Source organism: Rathayibacter sp. PhB151 (genome assembly GCF_004366415.1).
GTDB classification, from domain to species: domain Bacteria; phylum Actinomycetota; class Actinomycetes; order Actinomycetales; family Microbacteriaceae; genus Rathayibacter; species Rathayibacter festucae.
The window spans coordinates 12,854-32,148 of the sequence record NZ_SOEN01000006.1; the positions used below are offsets into that span (position 1 = coordinate 12,854).

Below are 19,295 nucleotides of genomic sequence, written 5' to 3' on the forward strand. Positions count from 1 at the left end.
CGGAAGGGGCGTCGCTCCGGCGGCGTCCGGCGTCAGCATAGTCACCGGCCCGCACGCGGGACCGTGAACGGCATGCGGTACCGTCGCGGGATGAGCGCAGCCGACTCCGCCCCCACCGTCGTCATCACCACTCCCGGCCTCGATGCGCGCGAGGTCGCGGCCGTGACCGCGGTCGTGACCGCGCTCGCCGCGCAGTCGCACCCGGTCGCCGAGGTGCCGGTCGTCCCCAGCGGCGGCTGGAGCGACCGCGCCGCCGCGGTCCGGGCACCGCTGCAGCCGGCGCCCGGGGCCTGGCGCTCGTTCTCCGGCTGAGCCCTGCGGGTGGCCGCGAACGGCACGAACCGGCGGGAACGACGCGGATCGCGGAATTTGTACCCCGATTAGTCCCCTAAAGTGCCGACTACCCGCCCCTCGCAGTCCTCGGCATAGTTATGCGTGTTAGGTGCTCACTCCACGGAGGGGGCATCGCCAATCACTCGCCGACCAGGGTAAGCAGGCGGGTGTTTTGGGGGCGAGTGAGGGTGACATTCGGGTTGTCACCCTCACTCGGGGTTTGACGGCGGGCTGGGCCCCCTCTTCGGAGGAGTGGACAGCCCGCCGCACTCTTTTAACGACTCCTGCGGTTCAACGTCTTCTCGGCCGCGCGGCGCACCGGAGATCCGCAGCGCACCGAGCGGCGCGGACGGCTCGGTTCAGTCCTCGAGGACGCCCTGCTCGTCGCGCCGGATCTCGACCCAGGCGTCCACCTCGTCGCCCGCGTCGTCCGAGCCGAGGGCGCCCGCGCTGCCGTCGCCCGCGGTCCGCAGGCCCACGACCGTCACCGCCGACGGCGAGTCCGCCGACGCCGTGCGGACGACGACGCGGTCGACCCCCTCGCCGATGCCGCCGAGCGCCCGGGCGAGTTCGCGCAGCACCCGCCGGCTCTCCTCCTCCGTGGTCCGGTCCAGCCCGCCGTCGTCCAGCACCGACACCGTGACGCCCCGCCGTCGCGCGTCGAGCACCAGCCGGCGGACGTCGTCGTCCAGCAGCCGCCTCCCCCGGATCTCGTCCCGGACCGACGCCTCCAGCAGGGCGCACTCGCGGCGCTCCTCATCGGTGAGGCCCACCGGGCTGGTGGCGATGCGCAGCAGCATCTCCGAGGCGATGGTGCGGGTCTGCTCCAGCCGCACCTCCCGCTCGGAGAGGTGCGCCTCCTCCGCCGCGCGCCACGACGCCGCCGCCCGCTCGGCGGCCTCGAGCACGCGCGCCTCGGAGCCGGCGCGGCCGAGCTCGACGATCAGGAGCTGCGCGATGCCGACCCAGGCGATGCCGCCGACGACGCCGAGTGTCGCGAGGGCGACGGGACCCGCCCAGACCGTCGTGTGCACGATCAGGAACGCCATCCCGGTCCACGCCGCCAGGGGGCGCCGACGGGCGCAGACGATCGTCATCAGCGTGCCGACCGCCGCGATGTACCAGGTGGAGTATCCGTTGGAGGCACCGGGGTCCAGCGACGGCGAGACGAGCAGCGGCAGCCCCACCGCCACTCCCGCCATCGCCCACGCGGTCACCGCGTTCATCCGCATGGTCGAGCTCGGCAGGAGGGCGATCACGGTGGCGGCGATGTAGAGGCCGACGGCGAGCAGGTCGGCGGGCGTCGCGGGCGCGAGGCGGTACGAGAAGAAGGCGAGGACGACGTGGTAGAGCGAGAAGCCTCCGCCCAGCGCGGAGAGCAGCGGGCGCGGGTACGCGATCACGATCGGCCCCTCGCCGAGGGCCAGGCGACGACGACCCGGGTGCCCACGCCCGGGACGGTGTCGATCCGCGCCGAGCCCTGCACCTGGTGCACTCGGTCGAGGATCGAGAGCCGGATGCCGAGCCGCTCGCGCGGGACGTCGGCGAGGAGGAAGCCGCGGCCGTCGTCCTCGACGACGACCTCGACGGAGCACGCGGAGAGCTGCCCGCGCACGGAGCGGCGCACGGCGTCGCTCGGACCCGCGTGCTGGACGCTGTTGGTCAGGGCCTGCCAGACCGCGCCGAGGACGGCCTCCGCGACCGGCCGCGGCATCGTCGTCGTCCGCGGGTCGACGTCGCCGTCGAGGACGACCCCGAACTCCGCCACGAAGGTCGAGGCCGCGTGCGACAGCTGCCGCTCGAGCAGCTCCAGCGGCACCTCTCCGGCGTCGAGGTCGGACTCCTCGTCCGGGAGCAGCACCGAGAGCGTCTTCCGCGCCATCGAGGAGACGAGGGCGCGCTCGGCGCCCGACTCCGCCGTCGCCGCGGCGAGCAGGGTCGCGAGCACGTTGTCGTGCACGAGGGCGTCCACTTCGACGCGCTCGACCTCGCCGGCGTGCTGGCGCATCGCGGCCTCGTACTGCTCCATCGCCGTCCGCTGCGCGCGGTCCACCCGGTCCGCCGACTGCCGGAGCACGGTGATCAGCACCAGCATCACGAAGCCGACGATGCCGACGTAGACGGCGTCGAGGGCGGCACGGGTCGGCGACGCTCCACCGCCCGAGGGGAGGACGCGCAGGACGCCGAACAGCAGCGTGGTGACGGAGGCGTAGACGATCGCCAGCCGCAGCGGCGCGACGATCGTGCAGAAGGCCGTGCCGATGGTCAGCAGGTACCAGATCCACGGCGTCTCCTGGGGGACGGCGTCGGGCCGGATCGTCAGCGGCCAGGTGAGCAGCGCGAGCAGGAGCGACGCGGCGACGACGGCGCCGCTGACCTGCGTCCCGCGGCGGGCGACCGCCGTGACCACCGAGGCGCCGAGCGCGCCGAAGACGAGGACCAGCACGGGCCAGGCGGCCTCGGGCCGCAGGACCGGGAGCTGACCGAGGATGGGCGGCACGGTCTGCAGCGCGAAGCCGAAGCCGAAGAACGAGACGACCGTGCTGATGATCCGGTCGATGCGCTCGCGGTTCGCCGGAGCGCGTGCGGGGACGACCTCAGCGCCCGGCATCGCCGTCGTCCGGATCGATGCCCGGCAGGATGCCGTCCTCGACGGCGCGGCGCAGCAGGTCGACCTTCGTGGGGGCCGGTCGCCCGATCTCGACGTACTTGTCGCGGATCCGGTCGAGGTACTCCTTGGCCGTCGACACCGAGATCTGCAGGCGATCGGCGACGAGCTTGAGCGGCAGACCGGAGGCGTAGAGGTGCAGCACGTCGCGCTCCCGGCGCCCGAGCACCGCGCGGGCGAAGTCGTCGTCCGCGTCGATCGCCGACGCCCACTCGAGATTGTTCAGGACCTCGCCGCGCGCGACGGTGCGGATGGCGGCGACCACGGTCGCCATCGGCGAGGACTTCGGAATCACTCCGGCGGCGCCCGCCGCGAGAGCCTCGCGGACGGCGACCACGCGGTCGGCGATGCTGTGCACCAGGACGGCCGAGCCGCGCACCTGGCCCCACTTGACGTTCGCTGTGATGCTCGAGCCGTCGTTCAGCGAGAGGTCGAGAACGAGCACCTCGATCTCCGAGCCGTCGAGGACCTCCTCGAGGGCGCGCACCGTCTCGGCCGCGGCCACCACCTGCATCCCCGCGGCCTCGATGGCGGCGGCGACTCCCAGGCGGACGGACTCGTGGTCGTCCACGATGGCGACCCGCACCTTCGGCGCGGCGGCGGACTCAGCGGTCATCGGCGGTCTCCATCGGGCTCATGCTAGCGACGCGGCGCTCAGCCGTCTCGGCGCACGAGGCGGGCGACGGCCTCCACGTGCGAGGTGTGCGGGAAGAGGTCGAAGCCGTCGAGCCGCTCGAGCTCGTAGCCGCCGGCGGAGAGCGCGCCGACGTCGCGGGCGAGTGCCACGGGATCGCAGGCGACGTAGACCAGCTGCGCGGGCGCGAGTTCGATCAGGGCGTCGGTCACCGCGCGGCCGGCTCCTGCCCGGGGCGGATCGAGGACGACCGTCGCGGCCCGCCAGCGCCCGCGCTCCCGGGCGTCGGCCTGGGCCAGTGCGTCGCGGAGGTAGCGGTCGACCCGGGCGGTCACCGCGCGGGCACCGACCTGATCGGCGAGGTTCTCCAGGGCGTGCTCCGTGGCCCGGGCATCGCTCTCCACGCTCGTGACGCGGACGCCGGCGCCGAGGTGGTCGGCGAGCGCTGCGGCGAGCAGCCCGACTCCGCCGTAGAGGTCGTGGTTGGCGGCGCGGACGTCGGCGACGCCGGCGTCGACGGCGGCCTGCACCGCGTCGAAGAGGGTCGCCGCGGCTCCGCGGTGCACCTGCCAGAAGCCGGAGCGGTCGACGCGGAAGGTGCGGTCCGCGACGAATTCGGAGACGACCGTCCGGTCCCTCCGGGCGCGCTTGTCGGACGGATCGTGCACGAGCACGGCCGCGCCGTCCGATCCTGCGGCGTCGACGAGGTCGACGACGGAGCCGGGTGCGAGCCGCTGGTCGAGCGGAGCCGCGGCCGAGGAGGCGGCGGTCGCGAGCGGCAGGCCCTCGACGTCGACGACGTGGTGACTGCGCGCGGCATAGGGACCGACGCGGCCGGAGTCGTCGACGTGCAGGCGGTTGCGGGTGCGCCAGCCGAGGCCGCCGGACTCGTCGTCGCCCGCGACGGGGGCGACGACGACGTCGACCTCGCGCCGGGCGAAGCGGGAGAAGGAGTCGACGAGCACCGCGCGCTTGAGCTCGCGCTGGTACTCGAGCGCGGCGTGGCCGAACTCGGCGCCGCCGACGCGCTCCTCGGGGCGGCGGTCGATGCCCGCCTGCGCCCAGACGTGCTCGACGCGGTGCGGCGACGCCTCGAGGACCTCGAGCGCCTCGCCCCGCCAGAAGCTGTCGTGCCGGACCTCGCTGACGCGAGCGCGGATCCGCTCGCCGGGGAGCACATCGGGGACGAACACCACGCGGCCCTCGTGCCGGGCGACGAAGACACCGCCGTGGGCCACGTTGCTAATGTCGAGCTCGATCTCGGTCCCGAGTGCTCCGCCGGTCTCCGCGGCCGGGTCGGACGTTCGGGGCGGAGTCTGTGCCATCCGTCGAGCATCCCACAGCGTGGGCCCGATCGCAGGGAGCCCTCGTGCGCCTCCACCTCGCCTCCACCTCCCCCGCCCGGCTGGCACTGCTGCGCGCCGCCGGGATCGAGCCCGTGGTCGTCCCCTCGGAGGTCGACGAGCCGGCCGCCGTCGCCCGGGCCGAGCGGGAGCGCGGAGCCGCGCTGGACGCCGACGCGACCGTGGCGCTGCTCGCCCGTGCCAAGGCGACGGCCGTCCTCGGGCCGGACATCGACGGACTCGTCCTCGGCGGCGACTCCGCCTTCGTGCTCGACGGCGTCGTGCACGGCAAGCCGCACGAGCCCGAGCGCGCCCGCGAGCGCTGGCGGGCGCAGCGCGGGCGCACCGGACGCCTGCACTCCGGCCACTGGCTGATCGACCACCGCGGCGGGCGGATCGTCGCCGAGACCGGCGCGGTCACCTCCGCCGCCGTCACCTTCGCCGCGGACATCGAGGACGACGAGATCGACGCCTACGTCGCGACCGGGGAGCCGCTCGAGGTGGCCGGCGCGTTCACGATCGACGGCCGCGGCGCCGGCTTCATCACCGCGATCGAGGGCGACCCGTCGACGGTGATCGGGATGTCCGTGCCGACGCTGCGCTCGCTCGTGCGCGAGCTCGGGGTGTCCTGGCCGTCGCTCTGGAACCGCTGACACCCGGGAACCGCTGACACCGCCCGCTCCTGGCGGCCCTTGTGCGGAACCGACGAAGCGCTCGCCCTTCTTTGTGGTGAGCCGCGCCGGGCATCCGCGGGGCGCCCTCTAGGGTTGGGGACCATGCCAGGTATCACGAAGGTGCTCATCGCCAACCGAGGCGAGATCGCCGTCCGCGTCGTCCGGGCCGCCCGCGACAGCGGCATCGCCTCCGTCGCCGTCTACGCCGATCAGGACCGCGACGCCGTGCACAGCCGCCTCGCCGACGAGGCGTACGCGCTCGGCGGCACGACCAGCGCCGAGACGTACCTCGTCATCGAGAAGCTGCTCTCGGTCGCCCGCCGCTCCGGCGCCGACGCCGTGCACCCCGGCTACGGCTTCCTCGCCGAGAACGCCGACTTCGCCCGCGCCGTCATCGACGCCGGACTGATCTGGATCGGCCCATCCCCCGAGGCCATCGAGCGCCTCGGCGACAAGGTCTCGGCCCGTCACGTCGCCGAGAAGGTCGGCGCTCCGCTCGCGCCCGGCACCCTGAACCCCGTCTCGGGCGCCGCCGAGGTGCTCGAGTTCGTCGACCAGTTCGGCCTCCCCGTCGCCATCAAGGCGGCCTTCGGCGGCGGCGGCCGCGGCCTCAAGGTCGCCCGGGAGCGCGACGAGGTCGAGGAGATGTTCGCCTCCGCCACCCGCGAGGCGATCGCCGCCTTCGGCCGCGGCGAGTGCTTCGTCGAGAAGTACCTCGACCAGCCGCGCCACGTCGAGACCCAGTGCCTCGCCGACTCGAGCGGGAACGTCGTCGTCGTCTCCACCCGCGACTGCTCGCTGCAGCGCCGGCACCAGAAGCTGGTCGAGGAGGCGCCCGCGCCGTTCCTCACCGACGAGCAGAACACCGAGCTCTACCGCGCGTCGAAGGCGATCCTGCGCGAGGTCGGCTACGTCGGGGCCGGCACCTGCGAGTTCCTGATCGGCAAGGACGGCACCGTCTCCTTCCTCGAGGTGAACACCCGCCTGCAGGTCGAGCACCCCGTCTCCGAGGAGGTCACCGGCATCGACCTCGTCCGCGAGCAGTTCCGCCTCGCCGAGGGCGGCCTGCTCGACTACGAGGACCCGCAGCCGCGCGGCCACTCGTTCGAGTTCCGCATCAACGGCGAGGACGCCGGCCGCGGCTTCCTGCCGGCCCCCGGCCCCGTGCACGTCTTCAAGGCGCCCGGCGGACCGGGCGTCCGCGTCGACTCCGGCGTCGTGGCCGGCGACGTCATCTCCGGCTCGTTCGACTCCCTGCTGGCCAAGCTGATCGTCACCGGCGCCACCCGCGCCGAGGCGCTCGAGCGCTCCCGCCGCGCCCTCGCCGAGTTCGAGGTCACCGGCCTGCCGACCGTGCTGCCGTTCCACCGCGCGATCGTCGAGGACCCGGCCTTCGCCCCCGCCGGCGACGAGCCGTTCTCGATCTACACCCGCTGGATCGAGACCGAGTTCGACAACACCATCGAGGCGTGGAGCGGCGAGCCCGGCGCGATCGACGGACCGGCCGCGCGCCAGAGCGTCGTGGTCGAGGTCGACGGCCGCCGCGTCGAGGTCACCCTGCCCGGCGACCTCGTCGGCTCCGGTCCCGCTCGCGGCCCCGCTGCTGCCGCCCCCAAGCGCCGCGGCGCCGGCTCGGTCAGCACCGTCACCGGCGACTCCGTCACCGCGCCGATGCAGGCCACCATCGTCAAGGTCGCCGTCGCCGAGGGCGACACCGTCGTCACCGGCGACCTCGTCGTCGTCCTCGAGGCCATGAAGATGGAGCAGCCCCTCACCGCCCACAAGGACGGCGTCGTCCGCTCCCTGAACGCGGAGGCGGGCACCACGGTGTCCTCAGGCCACGTGCTGCTCTCTATCGAGAGCTGAGCCTTTTTCTGAGCCGCTCCCCGCGCGGCTCAGCGCAGTCGGCCCGTTCACATGGTGCGTTCCGCAGAGCGGGTCGCGTCGCGCTGCCGAGAAACGCTCACACGCGTTTCTCGCTCACGCGCTCTGCCCGACACTGCACCGCTCCGGTCTGCTCCGGAACATGCTGGTCGAGCGGCCGCGCAACGGCGCACACATGCTGGTCGAGTAGCCGCGCAGGTGCGCACATGCTGGTCGAGTAGCCGCGAAGCGGCGTATCGAGACCCTCCCTTGATCAGCAGTGCGGTTGAATGACGCTCGCACCGCAGCTGACGCCGCGCCTCGGGCAGCGTCGGATCTCGATACGCGCGCTCCGCGCTACTCGATCAGCATGATCGGCCGATGCGCCTCCGCAGGACCCCGCGTCGCGGCCGCCCCATGCTGGTCGAGTAGCCCGCGCAGCGGGCGTATTGAGCGGAGGGGGCACCTTCGGCGCCAGCGCAGGACGGAGAAGAGACCGACGTCCTTGGGGTGGGAGGGTCTCGATACGCCCCTTCGGGGCTACTCGACCAGCATGGCTGCGGGCGTCTCTTCCAAGTAGACCCTCCCTCGATCAGCGTGGGTCGGGCACCCGCCGGAGCCGCTCACCCGCAGGGCAGAGCGCCGCGACCGAGAAACGCGTGCCAGCGTTTCTCGGCAGCGCGACGGAGCCCGCTCTGCGGAACGCGCCACGTCGACAGGCCGACTGCGCTGAGCCGCGCGGGGAGCGGCTCAGAGATGGGCGCGCACATCGTCAGCGTCAGCTGACGATGTGCATGGCGCGCGCCGCCTCCGAGATGGAGCCGGTGAGGCTGGGGTAGACGGTGAAGGCGCGGGCGACCTGGTCGACGGTGAGGCGGTGCTCAACGGCGAGGGCGAGGGGGAAGATCAGCTCGCTGGCCTTGGGGGCGACGATGACGCCGCCGATGACGGTGCCGGAGCCGGTGCGGGCGAAGACCTTCACGAAGCCGTCGCGGATGCCCATCATCTTGGCCCGGGGGTTGGCGGCGAGGGGGAGCTTGTAGATCTCGCCCTGGGCGAGCCCCTCCTCGATCTCCTTCTGGCTCCAGCCGACGGTCGCGATCTCGGGCTGGGTGAAGATGTTCGCCGCGACGTTGCGCACCTCGGTGGGGTTCACCGCGTCGCCCATGGCGTGGAAGACGCCGGTACGGCCCTGCATGGCGGCGACCGAGGCGAGGGGCAGGAAGGTGGTGCAGTCGCCGGCCGCGTAGATCGAGGGGACGCTGGTGCGGGCGACGCGGTTGACGCGGATGTGGCCCGACTCGGTGAGCTGGACGCCCGCCTCCTCGAGGCCGATGCCGGCGGTGTTCGGGATCGAGCCGACGGCCATCAGGCAGTGCGAGCCCTCGACCACGCGGCCGTCGGACAGCACGGCGCGGACACCGGTCTCGGTGCGCTCGACGCGGTCGGCGCGCGACTTGGACAGCACGACCATGCCGTTGCGCTTGAAGACGTTCTCGATCACGGCGGCGGCGTCCGCGTCCTCGCCGGGGAGGACCTGGTCGCGGGAGGAGATCAGCGTGACCTTGGCGCCGAGGGCGCGGTAGGCGGAGGCGAACTCCGCGCCGGTGACGCCGGAGCCGACCACGATGAGGTGCTCGGGCACCGTCTTGAGGTTGTAGAGCTGGGTCCAGCTCATGATCCGCTCGCCGTCGGGAGCGGCGGAGGGCAGGATGCGCGGGCTCGCGCCGACGGACACGACGATGGTGTCCGCCTCGATCCGGTCGAAGTCCATGCCCTCGTCGCCGGGCGCGGTCGCGACGATCAGCGCGTTCGAGCCGTCGAGACGTCCGTCGCCCTGCACGATGCGCACGCCGTGGTGCACGAGATTCGCGCGCATGTCCTCGGACTGCTGGCGTGCGAGCCCGAGGAGGCGCTTGTTGACGGTGGCGAGGTTGACCGCGACCTCGGGGCGGACCGGCTTGTTGGTCTGCTCGTGGCGGGTGAAGAACTGCACACCCAGGTCGGCGGCCTCGCCGATCGCATTGGTGGCCTCGGCGGTCGCGATCAGCGACTTCGACGGCACGACGTCGGTGATGACGGCCGAGCCGCCCACTCCGACCCGCTCGACGAGGGTGACCTCGGCGCCCAGCTGGGCTCCGGCGAGGGCGGCCTCGTAGCCGCCGGGTCCCCCTCCGAGGACGGCGATCCGCTGCGTGCGCTCGAACTCGTAAGGCATGCCTCCCATTGTCCTCCCGTGCTGGGAGTTCGCCCAATCGACGCGGGTCCGGGAGGGTCCGCGGGCCTCGCCCGTCCCCGCGTCGCGCGTGGATAGGGTGGGGGAATGGCTGACCAGACCCCCAATCCGCTCGACTCCGCCGACGCCGATCCCTTCGCGATCGCCGCCGAGGCCGCCGCCCAGATCATCGAGGCGACCGGCGTCGAGAAGCACGACATCGCCCTCACGCTCGGCAGCGGCTGGGGCAAGGCCGCCGATGCGATCGGCGAGACGACCGCGACGGTCCCGGCGACCGACATCGTCGGCTTCACGAAGTCGGCCGTGCACGGCCACGGCGGGAGCCTGCGCTCCGTGCTGCTGCCGACCGGCAAGCGCGCGCTGATCATCGGAGCCCGCACCCACTACTACGAGGGCTACGGCGTGCGCCGGGTCGCGCACAGCGTCCGGGTCGCCGCAGCGACCGGCGCCTCGGTGATGATCCTCACCAACGGCGCGGGCGGCATCAAGGAGCACTGGACCCCCGGCACCCCGGTCCTGATCAGCGACCACATCAACCTCACCGCCGACTCCCCGCTCGAGGGCGCGACCTTCGTCGACCTCACGGACCTCTACTCGGCCCGGCTGCGGGCGCTGGCCCGGGAGACCCGCGCGGACCTCGACGACGGCGTCTACGTGCAGTTCCGCGGCCCGCACTACGAGAGCCCGGCCGAGGTGCAGATGGCCCGGATCATCGGCGGCCACATCGTCGGCATGTCGACGGCCCTCGAGGCGATCGCGGCGCGCGAGGCCGGAATGGAGGTGCTGGGCATGTCGCTGATCACGAACCTGGCGGCGGGCATCCAGAAGACGCCGCTGAGCCACGAAGAGGTCCTCGAGGCCGGACGGAACGCCGAGGACGACCTCGCCCGTCTCCTGGCCGGGATCACGGGCACGCTGTGACGGCGGACGTCCGCGCGCGCGCCGAGGACTGGCTCGCCCAGGACCCCGACCCGGAGACGCGGCAGGAGCTCGTCGACCTGCTGTCGGCCGACGCGGCCGGTGACCCCGCCGCCGCCGCCGAGCTGGCGGACCGCTTCCGCGAGCGCCTCGCCTTCGGCACCGCCGGGCTCCGCGGCGCGATCGCGGCCGGATCCAACCGGATGAACCGCGTCCTCGTCTCGCAGGCGGCCGTCGGGCTGGCGGACCACCTGCTCGCCCAGGGCCTCGAGCGCCCGCTGATCGTCATCGGCTACGACGGGCGGAGGAACTCCCGCGTCTTCGCCGAGGACTCGGCCGCCCTGATGGCCGGCGCGGGTGCCGACGCCGTGCTGCTCCCCCGCCTGCTGCCGACTCCCGTGCTCGCCTTCGCCGTCCGCCACCTCGGCGCCGACGCCGGAGTGATGGTGACGGCGAGCCACAACCCGCCGCAGGACAACGGCTACAAGGTCTACCTCGGCGGCGACGACGACGGCTCGCAGATCGTGCCGCCGGTCGACTCCGCGATCGCCGAGCGGATCCTCGCGGTCGCGACCGAGCGCCGCGTCACCGAGCTGCCGCGGGGCGAGTACCGCGTCGCCGACGAGTCCGTCGTCGACGCCTACGTCGCCGCGACGGCGGCGGTCGGACGGCAGTCGGCGCCGCTCCGCGTCGTCTACACGGCGATGCACGGCGTGGGCTGGGAGACCGCGCACCGGGTGCTCTCCGCCGCCGACTTCGACGAGCCGGCCGTGGTCGTCGAGCAGATCGATCCCGATCCCGCGTTCCCCACGGTGGCGTTCCCGAACCCCGAGGAGGCCGGCGCGCTCGACCTCTCCTTCGCGACCGCCCGCTCGGGCCGCGCCCAGCTGATCGTCGCCAACGATCCCGACGCCGACCGCTTCGCCGCGGCGATCCCGGACGCGTCGCTCGAGGACGGCTTCCGTCGCCTCTCCGGCAACGAGGTGGGCGCGCTGCTCGGCTGGCGCGCCGCCGAGCGCGCCCGCACCGCGGGCCGGACGGGCGGCGCGCTGGCCTGCTCGATCGTCTCCTCCCCCGCGCTCGGCGCGGTCGCCCGGGACTACGGGCTGGAGTTCGCGGAGACGCTGACCGGCTTCAAGTGGATCTCGCGCGTCCCGGACCTCGTCTTCGGCTACGAGGAGGCGCTCGGCTACCTCGTGAACCCCGAGACGGTCCGCGACAAGGACGGGATCTCGGCGGCGCTCGCCTTCCTCGATCTCGCCTCGTCGCTCGCCGCCGAGGGCCGCACGATCGCCGACGAGCTCGACGCCTTCGCCGAGCGCTTCGGCCTCTTCGGCTCGGAGCAGATCTCGCTCCGGGTGACCGACCTCTCCGAGATCGGCCGGATCATGGCGGGGCTGCGCAGCGCTCCGCCCGCCGCGATCGGCGGCCTCGCCGTGCAGCGCACGGAGGACCTGCTCGCGGCGGGCGGAGCGCTGCCGCCGACGGATGCGCTGCGGTTCACCCTCGACGGCGCCCGTCTGATCGCGCGGCCGAGCGGCACCGAGCCCAAGGTGAAGCTCTACCTCGACGCCTGGTCGCACGAGGCGGGCGCCGACGCCCGCCGCGGCGCGGTCGCCGCCCGCCTCGACGCCCTGCGGACAGGAGCCACCGAGCTCCTGCGCTGAGCGATGGTCAGCCGCGGTGGGGGACGTCCGCCAGCCCGGGGTCGGTCTCGCCGGTGTAGATCGGCTGCGCCCGGTCGAGGAGGAAGTCGGACACGGCGGCGAGGCTGCGCCCGCGAGCCCGCACCCACGGGGCGTGCCCGCCCTCGGGGATGTAGACCGTCTGCGCGCCGGGGATCGCCTCGGCGAGGGCGTGCTGGCCGCGCCAGTCGACGAAGTCGTCCTGCGCCCGCACGACCAGCGTGGGCACGTCCACGGTGTGGAGCTGCTCGAGCGTCATCGCCCAGTGCGCCAGGAAGTCGTCGGTCAGCAGCAGGTTCGAGAAGAAGTTGATGCCGCCGGGTTCGCCCAGCGACGCCGCCGCCACTCGCCTGCCGGCGTCCTGCGGGAGCAGGTTCACGGCGGCGTCCGGGCCGACCGACCGCAGAAGCGCCACTCCGGCGGCCGCGCGCAGCTGAGCGCCCAGCGGGAGAGGAGTGGGCTCCTCCGCTGCGGTCTCCGCCGGCACTGCCGGGTCTTCGACCGGCCGCGCGTCGGCTGCCGCCTGCGCCTCGGCGACCGCGCGCCGTCCGTCCTCCGACGGGTCGTAGGTCCCGGAGGAGAGGAGGACCGCCTTCTCCACGTGCTCGGGGTGCTCCGCGGTGTAGGCGGCGGCGAGGTAGCCCCCGGCCGAGTGGCCGACGAGGATCACGCGATCCGCGCCCGTCTTCTCCCGGACGGCGTCGATGTCGGCGACGGACCGCTCCAGCGAGTAGTCGTGGATCGGCAGGTCGTCGGAGTAGCCGGCGCCCGGCTGGTCGAACAGGTAGACGTCGTGGCCGGTCTCGGCGAGGGCGGGCAGGAAGTCGAAGTCCAGGGCGGAGACATAGCCGCCGGGGCCGCCGTGCACGTACACGATCGGGACCTCGGATCCCCCGGGAGTGGGAGCGGGGGTCTTCCAGTACGCGACGTGCGAGCCGGTGGAGAGGTCCCAGTACTGCGGGGCCACCGGGCCGAAGCCGACGGACGACCCGCCGACCGGCGCGAGGACGGTTCCCCCGGCGAGCGCGCCGACGGCCGCGGTCGCGACCGCGGCGACGATCAGCGGGGTGCGCAGGCGCACCGACCGGCGGACCGGCCGAGGCCGACGCGGGAGCAGGCGCTGCACGGCCGAGACCAGCAGGAAGACGATAAGCAGGGACAGGACCACCCAGACGACGATCGCGAAGGGCAGGGACGCGGCGAGCGCGAACGCCGCCGCGACCGTCGACAGGGTGAGCCCGAGGACGACGGCGACGGCCGCCGCGAGGACGGACAGGAGTCGGCGGAGCAGCGGACGCGGACGCCGCGAGGCGTGCCGGAGACCGGGTGAGGAGGAGTCGGACGGGATCGAGGACATGGGTGGATCGGCTCCAGGGGAAGGGGACGGGCAGAGGGGCAGGAGAGGAGAGGGAGACCGGCGCGGACCGAGTGGACCGTCGTCGGGCGGGCAGGCGGGACCTCCGGCGCTGGTCGCGCCGGGAGGTCAGCGCTCAGGGGTCGCGGTCAGTGCGGGGTTGGCGTCACCCGAGTGGAGGGGCTGCTCACGATCGAGGACGAAGTCGGCGATGACGGCGTTCGTGCGCTCGAGAGCCGAGTCCCAGGGATCGTGCTCGGCGTCCGGGAGGTAGACGGTGCGAGCGTCGGGGCCGGCCGATCCGAGCGCGTGCTGGCCGGGCCAGTCGACGTAGTCGTACTGGGCCCGCACGAGGAGCGTGGGCACGTCGAGCGTTCTCAGCTTCGCGATCGTGGCCTGCCACTGCGCCTCGAAATCGGCGGTCAGCAGGCGGTTCTCGTACAGGTTGACGCCGGTCGGGCGGCCGAGTGCCAGTGCGCTCGCGCGCTTCCCGTCCCCCTGGGAGTACAGGTTCGACGCGGCGTCAGGGCCCACCGCCTCCAGCAGGGTGAGGGCGGCGATCAGCCGAGGGGACGAGAGGGAGGCGAGCCGGTCGTTGAGCGGATCCCGCTCGTCGTGCCGGTCGTCGGCACCGGCCATCGCGGCCTCGTCGGCGGCTGCGGCGCGGAGCCCCTCCTCGGAGACGTCGTAGGTGCCCGGCGACACCAGGACGGCCTTCTCGACGTGCGTCGAGTGGCTCGCCGCGTAGGCGGCGGCGAGGAACCCCCCTGCCGAGTGACCGAGGACGATGATCCGCTCCGCGCCGATCTCCTCGCGGAGAGCATCGATGTCCGCGAGCGACCGCTTCAGCGAGTACGCGCTGGTCGGCAGGTCGGGGGAGGAGCCGCCGCCGGGCTGGTCGAACAGGTAGACGTCGTGACCGGTCGCGGCGAGCGGCGCGAGCGCCTCGACGTTCCCCGGCGAGATGTAGCCCCCGGGGCCGCCGTGCAGGTACACGATCGGCACCTCGGAGCCGTCGGACTCAGGGGCGTCGACCTTCCAGTAAGCCACCCGCGAGCCGGTCGGCAGATCCGCGTACCGCGGCGCCTCCGGGCTCGAGGGGGCCGAGGCCCCGGGAACCGGCGCGAGGACCGTGGCGCCGCCGAGCGCACCGAGGAGCAGGGTGGCGACGACGGCCACGGCGGCCGGGGTCCGCCGCCGCAGCAGGGTTCGGCGCGGCGCTCGGCGATGCAGGAGGAGGCGCTCCGCCGCCGCGACCAGCAGGAACACCAGCAGGAGCGAGACGGCGGTCCACACGATCACGGCGAACGGCAGCGACGCGGTGAGGGCGAAGGCGGCCGCGAGTGTCGCGACGGAGACGCCGAGGAGCACCGCGATCGCGACCGCGAGCACGAACAGGACGACACGGAGGACAGCCCACCGAGAGGAGGGCTGCGGCGACGACGGTGCGGTGGCGGGAACGGGGGCAGGCGAGGGCGGGGTGGAGCGCACGGCGGAGGACTCTCTGAAGGCGGTGGAGGAGTGACGGGGCGGACTGCGCCGCCTCGCCGATCGCGGATCGGCGGGCGGCGCAGCATCGGGAACGGGTGCTAGCCGGCGCGGTTGACGACCGCGGCGAACGCCCCTGACGGGATGGCCGTCCCGGAGCCCAGCGGAGACACCACGCCCACGGTGGAGGGAGTGTCCCGGTCGACGGACCAGTGGTGCAGACCGGCGAGGCCCTGCGTCTTCACGAAGTCGGCGATCGTCTCGAAGTCCGCGACGGAGGTGACCTCCTCGGTTACGTCGTTGACGCCGATCATCGCGGTCAGCTCGAGCTTCGAGTAGGGGACGCCGTGCTTCTCGTGCACGTTCCGCGCGGCCTGGACGGCGGACGCCCCCATGTCGGTCCTCCCGGTCGTCGAGTCGATGACCGCGTTCGCGGCGGTCGCCGACCCGTAGTCCATGGCCATCAGGTTGACGGTGTAGTGCTGCAGGCCGGAGGCCTTGATCGCCTCGACGGTCGTGACTCCGACGTCGGTCAGGCTGTACCTCGATCCGTCCGACGCCGCCGCGGTGGGCAGGGTGAACTGGAACCGGAGGTCCGGGTACTTCACCTCGGCCGCGGCAGCGGCGTCCGCGAGCTCCCGGATCTGAGCGGCGGTCTGCCCGCGCTCGATGTCGAAGTCGATGCCGATCAGGTTCTTCGAGGCGTAGCGGCTGATGAAGGAGTCGAGCTGCGCGGCGTTCGCGGTGAACACCGCCGAGGCTCCTCCGGTGGCGAGCACGTAGTCCACGTCCGCAGCGACCAGCTGGTCGATCGAGCTGCGGAACTCGTCCGCCGTGACGCCCGCCCAGTTCGGGGCGTCCCCGGTGCCGGAGGCGAAGGCGAGCGTGACCGCGCTGCTGCCGGTCCGGCTCGCCCAGGAGTCCGGACCCACGAGCGGGACGATCCGGCCGTCGACCGCGGTGCGCAGCTGGTGGGTGTTCCAGTCCATGTTGACGGTGATGTCCTTGTAGCCGGAGCGCAGGACGGCAGGGGACGTTCCGGTGACGGGCGCCGCGGTGCCGGGGCCCTTCGCGGGATCCGTGGCGGCGGACGGCGCCGACGTCGGCACCGCCGTCTTCGCGGGGACCGGAGTCGTCGTCGGGGCCGGGGTCGAGGTCGGGGCCGGAGTCGAGATCGGGGCGGGGGCGACCGCGCTCGCGGGCTGCCACACCTTCCCGGAGCCGATCGCACCGGACTCGATGCGGGGGTCCGCGCCGCTGGTCCACCAGCCGGCGGTGTAGAGCTTCCCGTCGCGCACGACCTGCTGGCCGCCGGTGTACGTCGCCGACGCACTCCAGGCCGCGACGCCGGGGAACGGGTCCGACGCGGCGGCTGCCGGCGCGGGCGCGGCGGTGGGCACCGCGGCGGCGACGGGCGCCGGGGCGCGCACGGGGGTCGGCGTCGACACCGGAGCGGGCACGGCGGTCGGCGTCGGCGCGGGCGCCTGCGCGGCGGACGGCGCGCTCACGCCGGCGGTGGGCTGCCACACCCTGCCCGTCCCGACCGCACCGGAGACCAGCAGCGGGTCCTCGCCCCGGGTCCACCAGCCGGCGGTGTACAGCTTCCCCTGGCGGGTCACCTGCTGTCCGCCCGTGTAGACCCTGGTCGCGCTCCACTCCGGGGTCGCAGAGGAGGCGGCGGCCGCCGACGCGAGGGAGGACGGGGTCCGAGCGAGGGCGGGTCCCGCTCCCAGAACAGCACCTCCCGCCAGGAGCCCGAGGGTGGTGAGCCCGGCGATCGTGCAGCGGATTCGAGTGCGCACTTCAGTCCTCTCGATGCGGTGAAGAGGCTCGGAGACGGAGCCACGTCGGAGAATCGCACGGACGTTCCGACCCCGCCGTCCTGGCGCGGGACCTGGCGCACCACATCGTCAGTGGGAGGGACGACTCCCCAGCTGCTCGCCGCGCCTCCAGAGCCACTCGACCGGGCCGATAGCGAAGCGGCGGAGCCAGAGATGCGCGGCGAGCACGACGATCGCCGCGATCAGGACGAACGCGCCGATCGTCACCGGCACCCGCCACGGGGCTGCGGTGACCGCGAGCCCGAGACCCCAGCCGTAGAACAGAGCACCCCCGAGCAGGTTCTGCAGGAGGTAGGCGCTCAGAGCGACCCGGCCGACCTCGCGAGCGCGACGCGCGACCCAGCCGTCGCTCCCCCGGCGCAGGCCGAGCTCGGCGAGGAGGGCGAGCAGTCCGAGCGCCACCAGCGGAGCGGCGAGATAGCGCTCGGCCAGCAGACCGGCCGCGCTCCCGGTGAGGCCGAGCGCCAGGTCGACAGGGGCCGCGAGCGCGCCGAGGACCATCAGTCGCCGCCGCAGTCGCCGGCCCTCCTGCTCGAAGAGGCCGGCGCGCAGCAGCTGGGCGCCGAGCAGGAACATCGCCAGGCTGAGGACGCCGATCAGCACGGGTTCCGCCCGGAAGACTCCCGTGTTCTGCAGCCGGAAGAGGGCGAGGCCGAGGAAGGAGGCGTCCGCGTACGGGCTGCGACCGGTGGGACCCTGACCGGCACCCGGCTGCGTCGCCACGAGCGCCACGAGCGCCGAGATCAGCAGGACGTGCAGCGCGCCGAGGACGACCACCGTGCGCCGCTGCGTCCGCGGCCGGGTGAGCAGCAGCCACGCCACCACGGCCCCCGTCACCGCGTAGCCCATCAGCACGTCGAACTCCGCGATCAGCACGTAGTTGACCGCGCCGTCGAGCAGGAGCATCGTCGCCCGCCAGAGGTAGCGGCCGGGCCAGCGCCGACCCCGACGGACCGCCGACGCGTGCTGGATCGCCAGCCCGATGCCGAAGGTGAGCGAGAGCAGGGCGAGGAACTTCCCCTGCGCCAGAGCCATCAGCACCAGCTGCACGGTCTGCGCGCCCGGGGACGTCCCGGGTGTCACCGGCTCGCTGAGCATCCCGAGCAGTCCCCAGGGGTGGGAGAACAGCCAGATGTTGGTGCCGAGGGTCCCGATGATCGCGACGCCGCGGACGACGTCCAGCGAGTCGATGCGCGCTCTCGCCGTCTCGGCGATTGGCAATACAGTCGTATTGGTCATGGTCGAGAGCGTAGCCTGCTCGAGCGGACGGATCGAGAGGAGCGCACGTGGCCGATCGGCGCGAGAGCAGGAGCGACATCCTCTCGGCGGTCGTCACCGTCCTCTCGACGCGCGGGGCCGATCAGCTCAGCATCCGGACCGTCGCCGCTGAAGCAGGCGTCTCGGCAGGCGCCGTCCAGCACCACTTCCCGACGAAGCAGGCGCTGCTGACCGGCGCGATGGCAGCGGTGGAGGAGCGGTTCCGCCGGCGGATGCTCGACCTGCGGGAGGAGGAGCCGTCGGCGGACGCTCGTCTCCGCGCCTTCTGCGAGGCGATCGCCTGCGTCGAGGACGCCGACGTCCCCGACGCCGTCGTCTGGACCGCGTTCGCCTCACGCGCCGGCACCGACCCCGAGATCCGCGCCCTGCACACCGCCGGCTGGTCGCGCACGGAGGACGTCGTCCTGGAGCTGCTGCACGCCGCGCACCCCACGGCGCCGCTCGGCCCCGACGACGCCGCGCTCCTCCTCGCCGTCCTCGACGGCATCGCCGTCGCCCGCGCCGCCGAGCAGCCGACCCGCCTCTCCCCCGCCCGCGCCCGAGCCCTCCTCACCCGCACCCTCACCCTGCTGATGCCCTGACCCCCCTCGCGAGATGCCACTTGAGCCCGCTTCCCCCGGCGTGTCGCGCACACAAGTGGCATCTCGCGACCCGTCACGCCCTCGCACCCACCAGGAGCGAGCACCCTCCAGGCAGAGCGCGCGATCGAGAATCGCGTGCCAAGCGATTCTCGACAGCGCGACGGAACCCGCTCTGCGGAACGCACGACGTCGCAAAGCCGACCGCGCTGAGCCGCACAGGGGGCGGCTCAGAATTCAACACAGCTCGCGTGCCAGCGATTCTCGACAGCGCGACGCGACACGCTCCACGAAACGCACCACGTCGACAAGCCGACAGCGCTGAGCCGCACAGGGGGCGGCTCAGAATTCAATACCACGGGTCAGAAGCGAGCACCTCTAAGGCAGAGCGCGCGAACGAGA

Annotated in this window: 15 protein-coding genes; 6 read left to right on the plus strand and 9 right to left on the minus strand. The window is 73.4% G+C overall.

Features of this window, described 5'->3' with window-relative positions:
* The first annotated feature begins 90 nt into the window (after window positions 1–90).
* Entirely contained in the window at window positions 91–312 is a 222-nt protein-coding gene (locus EDF35_RS00640) for an acyl-CoA carboxylase epsilon subunit (protein ID WP_133960446.1), read from the plus strand.
* A 380-nt stretch (window positions 313–692) separates the two neighbouring features.
* Here EDF35_RS00640 and EDF35_RS00645 read toward each other — a convergent pair whose 3' ends face one another.
* The 4 genes from EDF35_RS00645 to EDF35_RS00660 are packed head-to-tail and all read right to left on the minus strand — an operon-like array spanning window position 693 to window position 4,960.
* Entirely contained in the window at window positions 693–1,736 is a 1,044-nt protein-coding gene (locus tag EDF35_RS00645) for a hypothetical protein (RefSeq protein WP_133960447.1), read from the minus strand.
* Complete coding sequence (locus tag EDF35_RS00650) at window positions 1,733–2,944, minus strand: ATP-binding protein (protein WP_133960448.1); 1,212 nt, start codon at window positions 2,942–2,944, stop codon at window positions 1,733–1,735. The genes EDF35_RS00645 and EDF35_RS00650 overlap by 4 nt, the downstream gene beginning before the upstream one ends.
* A complete protein-coding gene (locus EDF35_RS00655) occupies window positions 2,931–3,617 on the minus strand; it encodes a response regulator transcription factor (protein ID WP_133960449.1) in 687 nt (228 codons plus the stop codon). Before EDF35_RS00655 ends, EDF35_RS00650 begins: the two co-directional genes overlap by 14 nt.
* A gap of 38 nt (window positions 3,618–3,655) precedes the next feature.
* A complete protein-coding gene (locus EDF35_RS00660) occupies window positions 3,656–4,960 on the minus strand; it encodes a TRAM domain-containing protein (protein WP_133960450.1) in 1,305 nt (434 codons plus the stop codon).
* Between the two features lie 44 nt (window positions 4,961–5,004).
* On the opposite strand from EDF35_RS00660, the gene EDF35_RS00665 reads away from it, so the two are divergent.
* Complete coding sequence (locus EDF35_RS00665; protein WP_133960451.1) at window positions 5,005–5,631, plus strand: Maf family protein; 627 nt, start codon at window positions 5,005–5,007, stop codon at window positions 5,629–5,631.
* Between the two features lie 123 nt (window positions 5,632–5,754).
* Window positions 5,755–7,518: a biotin carboxylase N-terminal domain-containing protein gene (locus tag EDF35_RS00670; protein WP_133960452.1), complete on the plus strand. Its 1,764-nt coding sequence runs from the start codon at window positions 5,755–5,757 to the stop codon at window positions 7,516–7,518.
* Between the two features lie 775 nt (window positions 7,519–8,293).
* Here the strand turns inward: EDF35_RS00670 and EDF35_RS00675 are convergent.
* Window positions 8,294–9,733 (minus strand): NAD(P)H-quinone dehydrogenase, encoded by a 1,440-nt coding sequence (locus EDF35_RS00675; RefSeq protein WP_123445304.1) that lies wholly within the window; start codon window positions 9,731–9,733, stop codon window positions 8,294–8,296.
* Window positions 9,734–9,838: 105 nt separating this feature from the next.
* Here EDF35_RS00675 and EDF35_RS00680 point away from each other — a divergent pair, with 105 nt between their 5' ends.
* Window positions 9,839–10,672, plus strand: coding sequence for a purine-nucleoside phosphorylase (locus EDF35_RS00680; protein ID WP_133960453.1), 834 nt, complete (start codon window positions 9,839–9,841; stop codon window positions 10,670–10,672).
* Window positions 10,669–12,336 carry a phospho-sugar mutase gene (locus EDF35_RS00685; RefSeq protein WP_133960454.1) on the plus strand — a complete coding sequence of 556 codons (1,668 nt, stop codon included), beginning with the start codon at window positions 10,669–10,671 and terminating at the stop codon, window positions 12,334–12,336. Before EDF35_RS00680 ends, EDF35_RS00685 begins: the two co-directional genes overlap by 4 nt.
* Before the next feature lie 7 nt (window positions 12,337–12,343).
* Here the strand turns inward: EDF35_RS00685 and EDF35_RS00690 are convergent, their stop codons facing one another.
* The 4 genes from EDF35_RS00690 to EDF35_RS00705 form a co-directional block, all read right to left on the minus strand.
* Window positions 12,344–13,711: an alpha/beta hydrolase gene (locus tag EDF35_RS00690; RefSeq protein ID WP_133960455.1), complete on the minus strand. Its 1,368-nt coding sequence runs from the start codon at window positions 13,709–13,711 to the stop codon at window positions 12,344–12,346.
* 126 nt (window positions 13,712–13,837) lie between these two features.
* A complete protein-coding gene (locus EDF35_RS20560) occupies window positions 13,838–15,199 on the minus strand; it encodes an alpha/beta hydrolase (protein ID WP_166673971.1) in 1,362 nt (453 codons plus the stop codon).
* Window positions 15,200–15,297: 98 nt separating this feature from the next.
* The gene (locus EDF35_RS21100; RefSeq protein WP_133960456.1) at window positions 15,298–16,998 is read right to left on the minus strand and encodes a carbohydrate-binding protein; all 1,701 of its coding nucleotides are present in this window, start codon (window positions 16,996–16,998) and stop codon (window positions 15,298–15,300) included.
* 108 nt (window positions 16,999–17,106) lie between these two features.
* Entirely contained in the window at window positions 17,107–18,276 is a 1,170-nt protein-coding gene (locus EDF35_RS00705; protein WP_133960457.1) for a DUF418 domain-containing protein, read from the minus strand.
* A 47-nt stretch (window positions 18,277–18,323) separates the two neighbouring features.
* On the opposite strand from EDF35_RS00705, the gene EDF35_RS00710 reads away from it, so the two are divergent.
* On the plus strand, window positions 18,324–18,896 hold the full coding sequence (locus EDF35_RS00710; RefSeq protein WP_133960458.1) for a TetR/AcrR family transcriptional regulator: 573 nt from the start codon (window positions 18,324–18,326) through the stop codon (window positions 18,894–18,896).
* Window positions 18,897–19,295: the final 399 nt, after the last annotated feature.